We start from the raw sequence: 16,869 nt of genomic DNA, 5'->3' as shown, positions 1-16,869 counted from the left end.
ATTGCTTGGTAAACAGGGCTACAGTTGTTATCCTCTGGGCTATGCTTTATAGCCGGTTGGCCAGCCGGCGCAGCGCTTGGCCAAGGCAGTGCGGAACCAATTACTCGCCGGGGCGAGGTGGGCAACTTGCCCGGCCAGGGTTTAGGAGAGCTAGCGGAAAAATACTAATTGTAAGCTCGTCAATAAGCTTATTTATAAGCATTTATTGAAATAAGTATAACTGCTGAATCGACGTGGGTAACTACTGATTTTACAGGCTGAGCATGAACGCGGGGCGTACATCCCAGCACAGTACCTCACCCAATCACCAAAACACCCGCTCACTTTATGACTAAACCATCAACCCCCGGCGCCGCTGGCCTGGCCACGACGACGCTGGCCCTGCCCCGGCGCGACTTTGTGCGCTACGCCGGCGCTGGCCTGGCTCTTACCGGCCTGCTTATCAGCGGGTGCGACGACGACAGCGAGAATAACAACGACACCGTTGACGTGGGCTCGGGCGACCCGGGCGTGCTGAACTACGCCTACGCCTTGGAGCAGCTGGAAGCCGCTTTCTACACCCAGGTGGTGGCCGGCGCGTTCTTTACCGGCACGGCTACGGCCGCCGAAAAGGCCATCCTGCAGGACATCCGCGACCATGAGGTGGCCCACCGCGACCTGTTCCGACAGGCCCTCGGCAACGGCCGCATCAAGGACCTGCAGCCCGACTTCTCGACCATCAACTTCGCCGACCGGGCCAGCGTGCTGGGCGCGGCCCGCACGTTCGAGGACTTGGGCGTGCACGCCTACAACGGCGCCGGCCGCTTTATCAGCGACGCAAACAACCTCACGCTGGCCGGCAAAATCGTGTCGGTGGAGGCGCGCCATGCGGCCCTGATTCGGGAGCTGATTCTGGGCGCCAACAAGTTTGTGGACAGCGACGTGGTGGACCTCAGCACCGGGCTGGAGCGCTCCAAGCCCCCGACGGAAGTGGTGGTGGAAGCCAACAAATTCCTGCAGAACGGCTCCAAAATCAGCGCCAACAGCCTGCGCTAACTTCCTTATCCACTCGCAACCAGATTCGCCATGGACCTGTACCAGATTATCACCGACATCGAGAAAGTCGACCCCGAGGTGTACGCCCGCTTCGACTCGCGCCGCCAGGTATTCCGCCACCTCACCGGCATCGGGCGCAAGCTCACGGCGGCCACGCTGCCGGGCGTCTTTGCCGGCCTGTTCAGCAAGGCTTACGGGCAGACGGGCACCCTGCCCGCGGCCATTGCCGACGTGCTCAACCTGGCTCTGAAGCTGGAGTACCTCGAAAAGTACTTCTACCAGACGGCCCTCACCACGGTGGCTTTCCCGAATGCGGAAGCGCGCCGGGCCATCGAAATCATTCTCAACGACGAGAACGGCCACATCACCACCCTGCGCGGGGCCCTCGGCGCCCAGGCCATTGCCGACCCCGGCCTTACTACCTTCGACTACACCGGCTCGCGCGGCGGGGAGCGGGCCCCGCTCTTCCCCGACGTGCTGACCAACTTCGCCACCTTCATTACCGTGTCGCAGTCGTTCGTGGATACCGGGGTGCGGGCCTACAAGGGCGGGGCGCCGGTGCTGATGCCCAACAAGGACATTCTGCAGACGGCCCTGAACATTCACTCGGTGGAGGCCCGGCACTCCTCGCGCGTGCGCGCCCTGCGCCGCGGCGGCAACCTGAGCACCAGCCTGCCCAAGAGCTGGATTGTGGGCGACGAGGGCTACGCGGCCGTGGCCGGGCAGGTGACGCCGCTGGGCGTGGGCCTGCGCCCCTACGGCCCCGGCAACCCCGCCACCACTTACCCGGCCGAAAACAACATCACCCAGGCCGGGGTGAACATTCAGACCACCAGCAGCATCTCGGCCAACGCGGCCACGGAGGCTTTCGACGAGCCCCTCGATCCGGCCACGGTAATGAGCATTGCCCGCAACTTCGTGGTGCGCACCAGCAATATCTTCGGCTAGCGGCACCGCGTTTAGCCCCGCCTGGTAACGAAGCGGGGAATTATTGGAATCGGCGAATAAGGCCGGGCAACCATTTGCCCGGCCTTATTCATCTATATTTCCGATGACTATGCCTCTTCGTTACCCGCTCCGCTATTTCCTGGTCTGGCTGCTCTGCCTGGTTTCCTTCGCCGCTGCCGCCGGCATCGTGCGCGGGCGCATCACCGATACCAAGGGGCAGCCGCTGGGCTTCGCCAACGTGGCGGTGAAGGGCACGACCACCAACACGGCCTCCAACGAGCAGGGCAACTACCAGCTCCGGCTGGACGCCGGGCCGCACGAGCTGGTGTTTCAGTTTGTGGGCTACAAGCCCCTGCTGCAGGCCGTACGAGTGCAGGGCGGCGACACGGCCACCGTGCTGAACGTGACGCTGCAGCCCGAAAACTACCAGCTGCGCGAGGTGGTGGTGCGGGCCAAGGACCGCGACCCGGCCTTTGCCATTGTGCAGCACGCCATGGACTGGCGCAGCTACCACAAGCGCGAGGTGGCCCGCTTCACGGCCCGGGCCTACATCAAAGCCCTGGCCCGGCTCAAGGACGTGCCGAGCAAGGTGCTGGGCATGTTCAAGGTGGGGCCCGATTTGAAGCCGGGCATTGTCTACCTGTCGGAGTCGGTGTCGGAGGTGTCGTTTCAGCAGCCCAACGTGGTGAAGGAGCGCATGATATCCTCGCGCGTCAGCGGCGACGCCAAGGCTTTCAGCCTGAACCGCGCCGGCGCCGGCCGCGGCCTGAGCTTTTACAACCCGGTGCTGAAGGTGTTTTCGGAGCGCGGCTTCGTGTCGCCCATTGCGCCCAATGCCTTTCTGTTCTACCAGTACGTGCTGGAGGGCACCACCGAACAGGGCGGGCAGCTGATTCATAAAATCCGCGTTATTCCGCGCCGCCGCACCGACCCGGTGTTCAGCGGCCACATCTTCGTCGCCGACGGGACCTGGCGGTTGCACTCGGTGTCGCTTAGCCTGAACGAGGACGCCCAGCTCGACTACGTCGACAACGTGCGCATCGACCAGCAGTACGTGCCCGCGCCCGGCGCCCCGCACGTGTGGGTGCTGCAGAGCCAGACGCTGACGGCCAACATTTCGGCCTTCGGCTTCAAGGGCAACGCCTTTATGACGGCCGTGTTTTCGCAGTACCGCGTCACGCCCACCTACCCCAGCCGCCCGGCCCCCGCGGCCCCGGCGCCCGCGCCCACCAACGAGCCCGCCCACGCCGAAACCGTGGCCGAGGCCAAGCAGCAGCGCCCCGAGGTGCGCGCCGCCACCCGCCGCGTAAAGCGCCAGAGCCGCAAAACGGCCCTGGCCGCCGCCGACTCGGCCGGCCGCCGCGGCGACTTACTGGAAGTGGAAAAGCTGGCCGCCGGCGAGGTAATGCGGGTGGAAAAGGGCGCCAACGAGCGGGACAGCGCCTACTGGGCCAGCATCCGGCCGGTGCCGCTGACCGAGGAGGAAGTCAAGGACTACCACCTCAAGGACAGCACCGAGGCCATCCGCAATTCCAAACCCTACCAGGATTCCCTGGACCGCATCCGGAATAAGTTTGATCTGAACAAGTTCATCACCTTCGGCTACACCTATAACAACAGCCACAAAAAGGAGTCATACCACGTCAAGCCGCTGACGACCATTCTGCAGTACAGCACGGTGGAGGGCACCATCATCAGCCCGGAGGTGACGTACTCGCGCTACACCGACGACGAGCGGCGTTTCTGGCTGACGCCGACGCTGCGCTACGGCGCGGCGGCCAAGCTCTTCAGCCCTTCGGTGGAAATCAACTGGCAGCACGACGCGCAGAAGCTGGCCCGCTGGCAGGTACAGGTAGGCCGCACCATCGAAAACTTCGACCCGAACTCCCAGCTCACGCCGATTATCAACACCTCGGCCACGCTGTTCCGCAATAACAACTACGCCAAGTACTACCAGCGCCGCGGGGCCGAAATTGGCTACCTCACCGAGCTGATTAACGGCCTGCAGGTGCGCGGGGCGGTGAGCTACTTCGACCGGCGGGAGCTGGAAAACTCGACCATCAACCTGATCCGCGACATTCCGGGCCGGGCCTTTACGCCCAACGACCCGGTGGCCGATGAGCTGCCCGGCGGCACCGGCTTCGGGCGCAGCCGGGCCCTGGGCTCGGAAGTGTGGCTGAGCTGGCGGCCCGGGCAGCGCTACATCACCCGCCCCGACGGCAAAATCAACCTCGGCTCCCGCTACCCCACGTTTCGGCTGACCTGGCGGCAGGGCTGGGGCACCCCCGGCTCCGACGTGCGCTACACCTTCCTCGAAGCCGGCATCCGCCAGACGGTGCAGTTCGGGCTGCTGGGCACCAGCTCCTACCGCCTCAGTGCGGGCGGCTTCCTGGGCAAGCCCGAGCTGCAGTTCATGGACTACCGGCAGTTTTCGGGCAACCGCTTCTTCGCCGCCGCTGACTTCACCCGCTTCCAGCTGCTCGACTACTACCGCTACGCCACCTGCGAGCATTTCGTGGAAGGCCACTTCGACCACCACTTCAACGGCTTCTTCCTGAACAAAATCCCGCTCATGCGCCGGATGAAGTGGCAGGAAGTCGGCTCGATCAACTACCTCTACACGCCCACCGCGGGCCAGTACGTGGAGCTGGGCGTGGGCATTGAGCACATCTTCAAGCTGCTGCGCGTGGATTACTACACCGCCTTCCAGCAGGGCCAGAAGCTGAACCACGGCTTCCGGGTAGGTTTCGGGTTCTAGCAAGGGTTCGGTTAACAGACGGCAGCACCCGCTGTCATTGCGAGCAAAGCGAAGCAATCGGTCCTGGCCAATGTGCCGCCGAGACAATGCCTGGCAACCGTAAAAGCCCTGGTCGGCGGACTCAAGAAACGATACCTACCACCCGAAAACTGCCCCACTGGAAACGGCAGTTATTAGTGTCGGTCAGCAGGGCTTGAATCGGCGACGCTAAACTTTTCTTCGGGCAGTAGGTATTGTAGCGGCGGTGCTACTAGAGGAAGGCTTGCTTCGGCTGCGCCTCGCAATGACTGCCGGTGTGGCCGTCTGCCACCCGGCCGTTTCATCGGTTAAAGAATCCGTTCTTGTCTGCGGTCTACCTTTGCCGCATGGCTCCGCTTTCCTTCGCCGACCTGCCCGCCCTGCTCGGCGGCACCCTGCTCCAGGCCCCTGCCGAGGCCGCCGCGCCCGTGCTGCACCTGCTGCTCGACAGCCGCCGCATGGCCCAGGCTGCCGGTACGCTGTTCGTGGCCCTGCGCGGCCCCCACCACGACGGCCACCAGTACCTGCCCGAGCTGTACCAGCGCGGCGTGCGCCTGTTCGTGGTCGAGGGCGCGGCCCTGGTACCCGGCCAGCCGGCCGATTACCCGGAGGCGGGTATCGTGCGGGTGGCCGACAGCCTGGCGGCCCTGCAGACGTTGGCCGCCTGGCACCGGGCGCAGTTTCCGGGCCTGCCGGTGCTGGCCGTGACGGGCTCCAACGGCAAGACCATCGTGAAGGAGTGGCTGGCCCAGCTGCTGAGCCCCGACGAGCTGATCTGCCGCTCGCCGCGCTCCTACAACTCGCAGGTGGGCGTGCCGCTGAGCGTGTGGGAGCTGCGGCCGGCGCACACGCTGGGCATCTTCGAGGCGGGCATTTCCGAACCGGGCGAAATGGCGCGGCTGGCGGCCATCATCCAGCCCACGCTCGGCCTGTTTACCAACCTCGGCCCCGCCCACGACGCCGGCTTTGAGTCCCGGGCGCAGAAGGCGGCCGAGAAGATGCAGCTGTTCCAGCACGTCGACGCGCTGTTCTACTGCCACGACCACGCCGAGGTGCACCAGGCCGCCCAGGCTTTGCCGCCCACCGTGCAGCGCCTGACCTGGACGCGCCAGGGCGCCGCCGAAGCCGCCGTGCAGCTGCGCCAGGAAGCCGGCGCCGACCCCGCCCAGACGCTGGTGCACGCGGCCTACCGGGGCCAGGAGCACCTGTTCACCCTGCCCTGCGCCGACGAGCCTTCGGTGGAAAATGCCCTGCACTGCCTCGCGGTGCTGCTCTGGCGCGGGCTGCCCGCCGCCGAAATTCAGCGCCGCCTCGCGCGCCTGCAGCCGGTGGCCATGCGCCTGGAAATGAAGCAGGCCATCCACGACTGCTACGTCCTCGACGACACTTATAACAACGACCTGACCGGCCTCGACCTGGCCCTCGACGCCCTGCGCCGCCAGTCGCGCCGCGGCCGGCCTACGCTCATCCTCTCCGACGTACTCGAATCGGGCCTGCCCGCCGAGGAGCTGTACCAGCAGGTGGCCGAGCTGACCCGACGCCACGCGGTGCAGCGGCTGCTGGCCGTCGGCCCCGAAATTGGCCGGCACGCCGAGGTGCTGCAGGCCGCCGTGCCCGAAGCGCAGTTTTTCGCCGATACCGAGGCGCTGCTGCGCTGGTTTTCGCCCGAGCATTTCCGCCACGAAACCATCCTGGTGAAGGGCGCCCGCCGCTTCGGCTTCGAGCGGGTGGTAGCGGCCTTCCAGCGCCAGATTCACGGCACCGTGCTGGAAGTGGACCTCGACGCGCTGGTGCACAACCTCAACTACTACCGCGCCCGCCTGCAGCCCGGCACCCGGCTGATGGTGATGGTGAAGGCCTTTGCCTACGGCAGCGGCTCGGCCGAAGTAGCCAGCCTGCTGGAGTTTCACCGCGTCGATTACCTCGCGGTGGCCTACACCGACGAGGGCGTGCAGCTGCGGGAGCACGGCATTTCCCTGCCCATCATGGTGATGAACCCCTCGCCGGATTCTTTTGCCCTGCTGCGGCAGTACCACCTGGAGCCCGAAATCTACTCCTTCGCCCGGCTACGCGAGTACCTGCAGGCCGCCCACGACGGCCCGCTGCCCAGTATCCACCTCAAGCTCGACACCGGTATGCGCCGCCTGGGCTTCGCCGAAAACGACCTCGACGAGCTGCTGCCATTGCTTGGGCAGCACGCCGGCCAGCTGCGCGTAGCCAGCTGCCTCACCCACCTGGCCGGTGCCGACGAGGAGCAGCACAACGATTTCTCGCAGCGGCAGCTGGCCGCCTTCCGCCGCATGGCCGCCCGCCTGGAGGAGGCTCTGGGCTACCCCGTCATCAAGCACGCGCTGAACTCCCCCGGCATCATGCGCTTCCCCGAGGCCCACCTCGACATGGTGCGCCTGGGCATCGGCCTGTACGGGGTGGAGGCGGCCGGCATAGCCCCCGAAGCCCTGCGGCCCGTCAGTACCCTGCGCACTACCGTCTCGCAGCTGAAGCACCTGCCCGCCGGCGAAACCGTGGGCTACGGCCGCCGCGGCGAGGCCGCCGACCACGACCGGCGCATTGCCACCCTGGCCATTGGCTACGCCGACGGCTACGACCGGCGCTTTTCGCGGGGTGGGGGAGAGGTGGTTATTCGCGGCCGGCGGGCCCCCGTCATCGGCAACGTGTGCATGGACATGTGCATGGTCGACGTGACGGGCATCGACGACGTGCAGGAGGGCGACCCGGCTATCATTTTCGGGGCGGAGCTGCCGCTTCGGGAGTTGGCGACCCGCATCGGCACCATCCCGTACGAGCTGCTGACCAACGTGAGTGAGCGGGTGAAGCGGGTATTCGTGGCCGAGTAGGCGGTTGGCTTTCGTGAGCTTGCTGCCTTCCCAAACCCGAGCGGCGGCCACCCGGAAGCGGGAAGTGCGACCTGCTGAGCCGGGGGAGACGGACGGGGCTGGAAGCTCGGCCCGGCTATGCTTGTTGGGTATCTGTAAAGCAACTTCGCCGCTGACGGACAGGATTTTTCCCAAAATGAGACTAGGCAGGCGGCTAGGTCATTCGGAGAGAAAATCCGGCTATTCACCTAGACCTATCCTCTGTTCGTCCGATTTATACCGGTTTTTGTTCAATGAATAGTTAACAAATATGTTTTTTGTCATAATTTTGATTTGCTGAATTATGTAGGACCATGCTTTAGCGATTAGCTTACTTACTCGCTTTTGCGCTTCCCCGGCGTCTATGAAACAACTCTTTACTCATTTTGGGATAACCGGCCTGAGCCTGTGTTTGTCCTTGCTGGCCCCCACCGACGCCCAGGCCCAAAGCCGCAACGCGGCGCTGAGCGGCACCATTAAGTCGGACAAGGAAGACATGGTGGTCGGCGCCAGCGTGGTGGCCATCCACATGCCCACCGGCATCCGGCGCACCGGGACCACCGACGCCTTCGGCAACTTCAACATCCCCGACATGCTACCGGGCGGGCCATTTACCCTGCAGATTGTGCAGCCAGGGTTCCGCACTCAGGTGCTAACAAACGTGTTTCTAACGGCTGAAAAGCCCACTCAGCTGGACTTCACCCTGGCCTCGGAGCTGCTGGCCGTGGGTACCCGTCGCGCCGACCGTAGCTTGTTGGAGTCGGCTGTGCCGGTAGACGTACTGGACATGCGGGAGCTGACGCCCACCGTGCCCCAGCACGACCTGACGCAGATTCTGCACTACGTCGTGCCTTCGTTCAACGCCACGCGCCAGACCTCGGCCGACGGCGCCGACCACATCGACCCCATCAGCCTGCGCGGCCTCGCGCCCGACCAGGCCCTGGTGCTCATCAACGGCAAGCGCTACCACACTACCGGGCTCATCAACCTGCTCGGCAGCCGCGGCGTAGGCTCCGTCAACTACGACCTGAACGCCTTCGGGGCCAATGCCCTGGACCGGGTAGAAATCCTGCGCGACGGGGCCGCTGCCCAGTACGGCTCCGACGCCATTGCGGGGGTAATCAACCTGAACCTGCGCACCGACAACAAGGGCGGCAACGCCTTGCTCAGCACCGGCATCACCAGTCAGGGCGACGGATTTACCTCGCTGCTGAGCCTGAACCGCGGCGTGAAGCTCGGGCAGAAAGGCTTTCTGAACGTGACGGCCGAGGGCGACTACCGCGGCAGCACCACCCGCGGCAGCGCCAGCCGCAACATTACTTCCTGGCCGGTCTTCTCCTACGACCCGGCCGAGGAAAAAGCCCAGCTGGCGGCCAGCGGAAAAACCTACGAGGACTTCCGCCAAATCAACGGCGACGCGAAGATTCACAACCTGCGCGGCATCTACAACCTGAGCGTGCCGCTGGCCAAAGCCACCGACAAGCACAAGTTCTACTCCTTTGGCGGCTACAACTACCGCCGCGGGCAGGCCGTGGCGCCCTGGGTGCTGCCCGCCTCCGCCGACGTTGACATCGTCGAGAGCATCTACCCCTACGGCTACCAACCCCACATCAACTCGCGCATTCACGACGCGACGGCCGCCGCGGGCTTCACCTTCGGGCTGGGGCAGTGGAGCCTCGATGTAAGCCACGTACTGGGCTACAACCAGATGCGCTATGACCTGAGCAACTCGCTCAACAGCTCCCTGGGGGCTGCGTCGCCGCGGGAGTTCGAGGCCGGCGGCTTCCAGTTCACCCAGAACGTGACCAACGCTACGCTCAGCCGCCTGTTTCCGAAGGCCTTGGCCGGTACCAACGTGGCTTTCGGCGCCGAGCTGCGCCACGACCGGTACGAAATCGTGGCCGGCGAAGAGGCGTCGTGGAAGGACTACGGCCGCGGCAAGGTGGGCGCTTCGGCTGGTTCCCAGGGCTTTATCGGCTTCGACCCGACCTCGGCCGTCGTGGGCACCCGCCGCAACGTGGGCGCCTTCCTCGACGTGGAAGCCGACGTAACCAAGCAGTGGACCGTGGGCACCGCCCTGCGCTACGAAAACTACTCCGACTTCGGCTCGGCCTTCATCTACAAAGTGTCGACGCGCTGGCAGGTGGCCAAGATGCTGGCCCTGCGCGGGGCCTACAACACCGGCTTCCGGGCCCCGGCTTTGCAGCAGGTGCTTTACCGCCAGCTCACCCTGCTGCCGACCTCGAACGGCAACGTGTATTCGGGCATCTTCAACAACCAGAGCGACGTGGCCCGGGCCGCCGGCATCGGCCGCCTGCGGGCCGAAAAGTCGCGCAACCTCAGCGCCGGCCTCGTGCTGACGCCCACGCCCAAGCTCACGTTCACGGCCGACGCCTACCAGATTGACATCGACGACCGGATCATCCTCTCCGGCATCTTCGGTTACGACAGCACCGGCGTCCGCCAGTCTTTCAACCAGGCCCTGGTGCGGGCCAACGCCGACAACGCGCAGTTCTTTACCAACGCCGTGAATACCCGCACCCGCGGCCTCGACCTGGTGGCTACCTACCGCAACGGGCTAGGCCGCGGCACGCTGAGCGTGAGCCTAGCCGCCAACTTCAACCACACCAAAATCCGCTCGGTGCAGGTGCCCACCACCTTCCAGCCCCTGCAAACCGACGCGCTGCCCGGCAACGACTATATCGACCAGCGCCAACTCTCGCTGATTGAAACCGGCAACCCGGCCAGCAAGATCATCCTGAACACGGGCTACGAAATCGGCAAGTTCAACGTGCTGCTGCGCAACGTGTACTTCGGCAGCGTGCACACCTACGACTTCAACTTCGACCCGCTGGAGGAAGGCAGCGTGTACATGTCGTTCCGCCCCAAAACCTCCACCGACCTGCTGCTCACGTTCCGCCCCACCAAGGCACTGATGCTCACCGCCGGCGTGAACAACCTGCTGAACGTGTACCCCGACGACATCACCACGGCTGCCTTCAAGAACGGCCGGCCGCCGGTGGGCTTCCGCTCCTTCGCCGAATTCAACCAGTACTTCGAAAACAAGTACGGCCGCCCCTCCAACCTGCCCTACGACTTCGATATCCTGCCCTACCAGTCGCAGCAGATGCCCTTCAACGGCCGCTTCTTCTACCTGAAGGCCGCCTATAACGTCGGGCTATGATTTCGGTCCCTTCAAACAGGGTAAGCTACCATTGAGGTAATCTGGCATAATGAGTTTTTTCCATTAAAAAGTTTGACTTATATTCGTAGGCCGGATGGCCTAGGGCTATTCGAGTTCTGCCCGACCTTTGGTTTTCTGCCTACACCTAGCAATGAGAAAACTACATTTACTCCCTAAAATCACGCTTTGCCTGCTGGCGCTGCTCTCCGCCCTGAGCAGCCAGGCTGCCCCGGCACTGGACGGCCTCTGGAAAGGGCCGCTCAAGGTGCCCGGGGGCCAGTGGGAAGTTATTTTCCGCGTCGTTACCCTCACCGGCGGCAAGTACTTCGCCACCCTCGACGTGCCCATGCAGAAGGTCAGCCGCATGAGCGTGGACGTGACCCTGCACGGCGACACCATCATGTTTTCGGCGGAAGAAGCCGCGAGCCAGTTCGTGGGCCGCATTTCGGCCGACGGCAAGCAGGTGGAGGGCACCTGGCAGCAACCCGGCCTGAAAGCGCCCATGACGCTGCAGTACACCGTGCCGCCCACTACCACCGGCACCAAAGTGCGCCTGACGCCGCCCTACCGCGAGGAGGAAGTGGCCTTCAGCAACATTCCGGTGAACCTGCGCATGGCCGGTATGCTGAGCGTGCCGCCCGGCAAAGGTCCCTTCCCGGCCGTGGTGCTGGTATCGGATGCCGGCGCCCAGGACCGCGACGCTACCGTGGGTGACTACCGACCCATGGGTGCCCTGGCCGATTTCCTGACCCGCCGCGGCATTGCCGTGCTCCGCGTCGATGACCGGGGCGTGGGCCAGTCGACCGGTACGGCCGCCAGTGCTACCACCACCGAGCTGGTAACCGACGTGCAGGCCGCCCTGAACTTCCTGCGCACCCGCCCGGAAGTGGACCTGGCGCACCTCGGCGTGATTGGGCACGGCGAAGGCGGCAACGTGGCCCTGCTGACGGCTACCCAGCCCCTGCCGCCGGCCTTCGTAGTGACGCTGGCCGCCCACGGCCTGCCCGGCCGCGACATCGTAGTGCAGCAGCAGGCCAACACACTCCGCTCCCTGGGCACCGAGCCCGCCCAGATTGAAGCCGCCTCCAAGCGCCAGCAGGCCATGCTCGACATCATCCAGCAGACCACCGACAACACCCAGGCTCAGGCCATCGTGGCCAACATGCTGCGCCAGAACAACGAGGCCATCGACCAGGCTACGGCCCAGGCCAGCGCCGCCGAGCTGACCTCGGCCCGCTACCGCCAGTTTCTCAGCTTCAACCCCGCCGAGAAGCTGGCCGGCGTGAGCTGCCCCGTGCTGTTGCTCCACGGCACCGCCGACACCTACGCCGCCGCCGATGCCAACATGACCCCCCTGGCCAAAGGCCTGCGCGGCAACAAAAACGTGGAAACCAAGAAGCTGCCCGGCGTCAACCACCTGTTCCAGGCAGACCCCGCCGAGTGGCCCATTGTGGCCGGCCAGCCCCGCGAAACGTTTTCGCCCCAGGCCCAGGAAATGATTCGCGCCTGGATTATCGCCCAGTCCAAGAAGCAATAAAGCGGGCAAGCTCAACGGAGGGAGGGAATGCTGCGTATGATGCAGCATTCCCTCCTTCTTCTCTTTTCCCAACCATGCAAAAGCACCTTTTATTACCCCTGGCCGCCCTGACTATTGCGCTGGGCGCCTGCGACGGACTGAACAAGCCCCAGACCAAGGACGAGCCCCAGGAAGCCACTCAGGATACCGCCGTCGTGTACCGGGACGGCAAATCGGCCGCAGACGCCGCCGCAGACGCCGCTGCCGCTACCGGTGCGGCCGTCGGCAACGCGGCTGACCGCTGGGACATCGACGTCGACCTGCCCGACGCACGCTTCGAGGAGATTACCACCAAGGACGTGACCGTGCGCGGCGACGAGCGGTACAGCGTGTATTCGGTGGATGAAGCAGTATTCTTCGATACCGATAAGAGCGAGTTGAAGCCCACTGCTAAGACGACGCTGGAGCAGATTACCGGTTCTATCGGCAAGCGTTTCGCCGATAAGCAGGTTCGCGTGATGGGCTTTGCCGACTCGCGCGGCGACAAAAACTACAACAAAGAGCTTAGCGCCCAGCGGGCCGAGGCCGTGAAGAACTGGCTGGTGCAAAACGGTAAAATCGACGGGAGCCGGGTGAGCTTGGAGCCCATGGGCGAAGAAGCTCCCGCTGCTTCCAACGCTACGGCTGCTGGCCGTCAGCAGAACCGCCGCGTCGAAATCGTGGTCAAAAACAGCTAAATGGCTGAAGGGCTAAATGGTTGATTGTTGAGCGGGCAAATGAATTTTGCCGGCCCCGACAACCGCTACGACTGCCAACAAAAAAGCCGGCTCTGTCCAGAGCCGGCTTTTTTGTTGGGGCAATGGCTCGGTCAGAATGACCAGCCATTTGACCATTTAACCGTTTAGCCTATTTGTACACGTCGACCTCGGCTTTGATCATGGCGTTGTAGCGCAGGCCCGAGCCGTTGGTCATCGTAATCAGGCTCCAGCCCTTGCCCATGGTGTAGGTCCAGGTGCGGCTTTCCTTGAACTCGAAGGTCGGGCGCATGATCTGGCCGTAGGGCGTGTAGTTGTCCATGAAGTTGGTGGTGTAGAACTTCTCACCGGCCACAATCCACTCCATGGCCACGAAGAATCCTTCGTCGGGGGCTGGAATGTTGTAGGGCGCCATGTCGACCGTAAACCAGGCGCCGCCGCCCGGCGCCGATACTACCACGTTTTCGGTGAGCAGGTCGGTGTTGGGCGCGTTGTAGTCACCGTCGTTCTTGTAGATACGCACGCGGAACGGCTCCTTGGGGAAGCCGTGCTCCCCGATGTAGAACGACACGGTGCGAATCATACCCAGCTTCTTGCCCTTCTCGTTTTTCACGAAGAAGGCGTACTGGCTACCGGGCATGCCCTGAATCATGCCCTCGCCGGGCGTGTTCTTGTTGGAGCCCATGTCGCTGGGTTTCACCTTGTTGGCGGCTACCTCGACGTTTCTCAGCACGATGTTGCGCTTCTCCACCTCGATGATGAGGTCTTCCAGCTTATCGGCGCGGTTCACGTGCACGGCTTTGCGCAGGTAGCCCAGGGCCTGCACAATGAGCGAGTCCTGCGCCGTCTTTTCCGGCTTGGCCATTTGGAAGAAGCCGTACTCGTTGGTCAACGCGCCGGTTGCTTCCTCCTTCAGGCCGATGGAGGCGAAAGGAATGGGCTCTTTGGTTTTCGAATCGACTACGCGACCCGTGATGCGGTTATCCTGCGCACTTGCCAACTGCGGAAGCAACCAACCTAGCGCAACGAAGAAAAGTAAGCGTCTGAGCATAAGCGTTGGATTATACCCCAAAAATACAAGCAATCAGGCCGTGAATTGCAAGTCCGCTAAGAATATTTATAAGAATACAATTTGGGCGGCCCTAAGTGCTAACCTTAATCCATCTGCCGCTCCCGGCAACGTCCGCCTTTTGGCCGAAACCTTTGTAGGTGCTACCTTTGTTTATAGCATGTCTAAATAAACCCGCCCGCCCGTGCCCACCCTCGTTTCTACCCCCGCCACCAAGACGCAGCGCAGCGTCAAGGACCTGCGCCTCGGCGAAACGGGTACCATCTGCTGCCTCAAGGACCCCGAAATGGCGCTGAAGCTGCTGGAAATGGGCTGCATCCCCGGCACGCGGGTGAAGCTGAGCGGCCGGGCGCCGCTGGGCTGCCCCATCACGCTGAATGTCGACGGGGAGTATACCCTCTCGCTGCGCGTGAGCGAGGCGGCGACGATTATGCTGAAAGACTAAGCAGAGCGAATGGCGCGGGCGGAAGTGGTAGATAGCGTGCCCCAGACGGGGCCAGTAGCAGTGTCGGTGGGAACCGGGGCGGCGCGGCACACGCGCATTGCCCTGATTGGCAACCCCAACTCGGGCAAATCCTCGCTGTTCAACCAGCTGACGGGGCTGAATCAGAAGGTCGGCAACTTCCCGGGGGTGACGGTGGACCGCAAAACCGGCGCGGCCCAGCTCACTCCGCAGCACCGGGCCGAAATCATCGACCTGCCCGGCACCTACTCGCTCTACCCCAAAAGCCTCGACGAGAAGGTCATTACCGACCTGCTCTACGACAAGGGCGCCGACGGCTACCCCGACTTTGTGGTCGTGACGGCCGACGCCTCGAACCTGAAGCGCAACCTGCTGCTGTTCACCCAGCTGGCCGACTTGCAGCTGCCCATGGTGCTGGCCCTCAATATGATGGATACGGCCGAACAGCACGGTATTCACATCGACGTGGAGGAGCTGCAGCGGCAGCTGGGCGTGCCCATCATCCCGATGAATGCCCGCAAGGGCGTGGGCGTGACGGCGCTGAAAATCGTCATGGCCCAGGAGCTGGGGCCGCCGGCGCAGACTTTCTACGAGCCCTCCGACGAGCTGCTGCCGATGATCCGGCAGATCCGCTACTACTTCAACCTGCACAACGACTACCTGGCGCTGCACTACGCCCACCAGGGCGACCGGCTGCGCTTCCTCTCCGCCGACGACCGGGCTTACCTGGCCGAGCTGCGCGAGCAGTATCAGTTCGACTCCATCGGCCTGCAGGCCCAGGAAACCATCGACCGGTACGCCCGCATTTCGGAGCTGCTGCTGGACGTGGTGCGCGTAACGCGGGCCGAAGAGAATGAGTCGGCCAGCAACCGGCTGGACCGCGTGCTGACCCACAAAATCTGGGGCTACCTGATTTTCCTGTGGGTGCTGTTCATGCTGTTTCAGGCCATTTTCGCCTGGGCCGAGTACCCCATGGACCTCATCGACCAGGGCGTGGCCTGGCTGGGCGCGCAGGTGAAGCTGCTGGGGGAAGGGCCGCTCATTGATTTGCTGTCCGACGGCATCATTGCCGGCCTGGGCGGGGTGCTGATGTTTATTCCGCAGATTGCCCTGCTCTTCGCCTTCATTGCCGTGCTCGAAGAGTCGGGCTACATGGCGCGCGTGACCTTCCTGATGGATAAGATCATGCGCAAGTTCGGGCTGAACGGCAAGAGCGTGGTGCCGCTGATTTCGGGCATGGCCTGCGCCGTGCCGGCCATTATGAGTACGCGCACCATCGAGAGCTGGAAGGACCGCATCATCACCATTTTCGTGGTGCCGCTGATGTCGTGCTCGGCGCGCATCCCGGTGTACACGGTGCTGGTGGCCCTGGTGGTGCCCGACGAGAAAGTGCTGGGCATCTTCAACCTGCAGGGCGTGGTGCTGATGGGCCTGTACCTGCTAGGCTTCGTGTCGGCGGTGCTGTCGGCCTGGACGCTCAAGACGGTGCTGCGGGCCAAGGAGCGCAGCTTCTTCATCATGGAATTCCCGGTGTACCGCTGGCCGCGCTGGAAAAACGTGGGCCTGACCATCGTGGAGAAGGTGAAAGCCTTCGTGTTTCAGGCCGGTAAGGTCATTGTAGCCATTTCGGTGCTGCTGTGGGTGCTGGCCTCGTACGGCCCCGGCGACGCCCTGGACCAGGCCGAGCAGCAGGCCAAGACCGAAGCCGCCCGGCAGCAGCTCACGCCCGAGCAGACCGAAAACCTGGTGGCCTCGCACAAGCTCGAAAACTCCTACGCCGGCGTGTTCGGCCGCAGCATCGAGCCGGTGGTGCGGCCCCTGGGCTTCGACTGGAAGGTGAGCATTGCCCTGCTGACCTCGTTTGCCGCCCGGGAGGTATTCGTCGGCACCATGTCGACCATCTACAGCGTGGGGCAGGACGCCGACATGAGCACCGTGCAGGACAAGCTGCGCGCCGAAAAGGACGAGAACGGGCAGCCCTTCTTTACCCCGGCCCGGGCCGCTTCGCTGCTGGTGTTCTACGTGTTTGCCATGCAGTGCGTGAGCACCCTGGCCACCACCTACCGCGAAACCAAAGGCTGGACCTGGCCCTTGCTGCAGCTGGTGTACATGAGCGGCCTGGCCTACGTACTGGCCCTGCTGACGTACCAGATTCTAAAGTAGCTGGTGCCGGTTTAGTCGCGCAGCGGCGTAACCGCTGCCCATCATAAAGCAGGTTTTCAACCTGCGTGGAACGTTGCTCCGGCGGGT

Annotated in this window: 10 protein-coding genes; 9 read left to right on the top strand and 1 reads right to left on the bottom strand. The window is 63.8% G+C overall.

Annotated features, from left to right (window positions below; translation table 11 throughout):
* Positions 1–327: 327 nt before the first annotated feature.
* The 7 genes from EJV47_RS02155 to EJV47_RS02125 all read left to right on the top strand — a co-directional run bounded on the left by EJV47_RS02155 (position 328) and on the right by EJV47_RS02125 (position 13,069).
* Entirely contained in the window at positions 328–1,035 is a 708-nt protein-coding gene (locus EJV47_RS02155; protein ID WP_126691492.1) for a ferritin-like domain-containing protein, read from the top strand.
* A 30-nt stretch (positions 1,036–1,065) separates the two neighbouring features.
* A complete protein-coding gene (locus EJV47_RS02150) occupies positions 1,066–1,983 on the top strand; it encodes a ferritin-like domain-containing protein (RefSeq protein ID WP_126691491.1) in 918 nt (305 codons plus the stop codon).
* Positions 1,984–2,092: 109 nt separating this feature from the next.
* Positions 2,093–4,741, top strand: a complete 2,649-nt coding sequence (locus EJV47_RS02145; RefSeq protein WP_165903580.1) for a DUF5686 and carboxypeptidase regulatory-like domain-containing protein — start codon at positions 2,093–2,095, stop codon at positions 4,739–4,741.
* A gap of 365 nt (positions 4,742–5,106) precedes the next feature.
* Positions 5,107–7,614 (top strand): bifunctional UDP-N-acetylmuramoyl-tripeptide:D-alanyl-D-alanine ligase/alanine racemase, encoded by a 2,508-nt coding sequence (locus EJV47_RS02140; protein ID WP_126691489.1) that lies wholly within the window; start codon positions 5,107–5,109, stop codon positions 7,612–7,614.
* A gap of 382 nt (positions 7,615–7,996) precedes the next feature.
* Entirely contained in the window at positions 7,997–10,816 is a 2,820-nt protein-coding gene (locus tag EJV47_RS02135) for a TonB-dependent receptor (protein WP_126691488.1), read from the top strand.
* Between the two features lie 151 nt (positions 10,817–10,967).
* On the top strand, positions 10,968–12,353 hold the full coding sequence (locus EJV47_RS02130; protein ID WP_126691487.1) for an alpha/beta hydrolase family protein: 1,386 nt from the start codon (positions 10,968–10,970) through the stop codon (positions 12,351–12,353).
* Between the two features lie 74 nt (positions 12,354–12,427).
* The gene (locus EJV47_RS02125; RefSeq protein WP_126691486.1) at positions 12,428–13,069 is read left to right on the top strand and encodes an OmpA family protein; all 642 of its coding nucleotides are present in this window, start codon (positions 12,428–12,430) and stop codon (positions 13,067–13,069) included.
* Between the two features lie 169 nt (positions 13,070–13,238).
* On the opposite strand, the gene EJV47_RS02120 is transcribed toward EJV47_RS02125, so the two are convergent.
* On the bottom strand, positions 13,239–14,138 hold the full coding sequence (locus EJV47_RS02120) for a carboxypeptidase-like regulatory domain-containing protein (protein ID WP_126691485.1): 900 nt from the start codon (positions 14,136–14,138) through the stop codon (positions 13,239–13,241).
* 202 nt (positions 14,139–14,340) lie between these two features.
* Between EJV47_RS02120 and EJV47_RS02115 the strand changes: the two genes are divergently transcribed.
* Together EJV47_RS02115 and feoB are read left to right on the top strand one after the other, a co-directional pair.
* Positions 14,341–14,601: a FeoA family protein gene (locus EJV47_RS02115; protein WP_126691484.1), complete on the top strand. Its 261-nt coding sequence runs from the start codon at positions 14,341–14,343 to the stop codon at positions 14,599–14,601.
* Between the two features lie 9 nt (positions 14,602–14,610).
* Entirely contained in the window at positions 14,611–16,782 is a 2,172-nt protein-coding gene (gene feoB / locus EJV47_RS02110) for a ferrous iron transport protein B (protein WP_126691483.1), read from the top strand.
* The last annotated feature ends 87 nt before the right edge of the window (positions 16,783–16,869 follow it).

This window comes from Hymenobacter gummosus (assembly GCF_003970915.1).
GTDB classification, from domain to species: domain Bacteria; phylum Bacteroidota; class Bacteroidia; order Cytophagales; family Hymenobacteraceae; genus Solirubrum; species Solirubrum gummosum.
This window is presented reverse-complemented; position numbering and strand designations above follow the sequence as displayed.

Bases quoted from the DNA above. Each gene is read 5' to 3' on its own strand.
- EJV47_RS02155 (WP_126691492.1), top strand. From the start codon at position 328: ATGACTAAACCATCAACCCCCGGCGCCGCTGGCCTGGCCACGACGACG.
- EJV47_RS02150 (WP_126691491.1), top strand. From the start codon at position 1,066: ATGGACCTGTACCAGATTATCACCGACATCGAGAAAGTCGACCCCGAG.
- EJV47_RS02145 (WP_165903580.1), top strand. From the start codon at position 2,093: ATGCCTCTTCGTTACCCGCTCCGCTATTTCCTGGTCTGGCTGCTCTGC.
- EJV47_RS02140 (WP_126691489.1), top strand. From the start codon at position 5,107: ATGGCTCCGCTTTCCTTCGCCGACCTGCCCGCCCTGCTCGGCGGCACC.
- EJV47_RS02135 (WP_126691488.1), top strand. From the start codon at position 7,997: ATGAAACAACTCTTTACTCATTTTGGGATAACCGGCCTGAGCCTGTGT.
- EJV47_RS02130 (WP_126691487.1), top strand. From the start codon at position 10,968: ATGAGAAAACTACATTTACTCCCTAAAATCACGCTTTGCCTGCTGGCG.
- EJV47_RS02125 (WP_126691486.1), top strand. From the start codon at position 12,428: ATGCAAAAGCACCTTTTATTACCCCTGGCCGCCCTGACTATTGCGCTG.
- EJV47_RS02120 (WP_126691485.1), bottom strand. From the start codon at position 14,138: ATGCTCAGACGCTTACTTTTCTTCGTTGCGCTAGGTTGGTTGCTTCCG.
- feoB (WP_126691483.1), top strand. From the start codon at position 14,611: ATGGCGCGGGCGGAAGTGGTAGATAGCGTGCCCCAGACGGGGCCAGTA.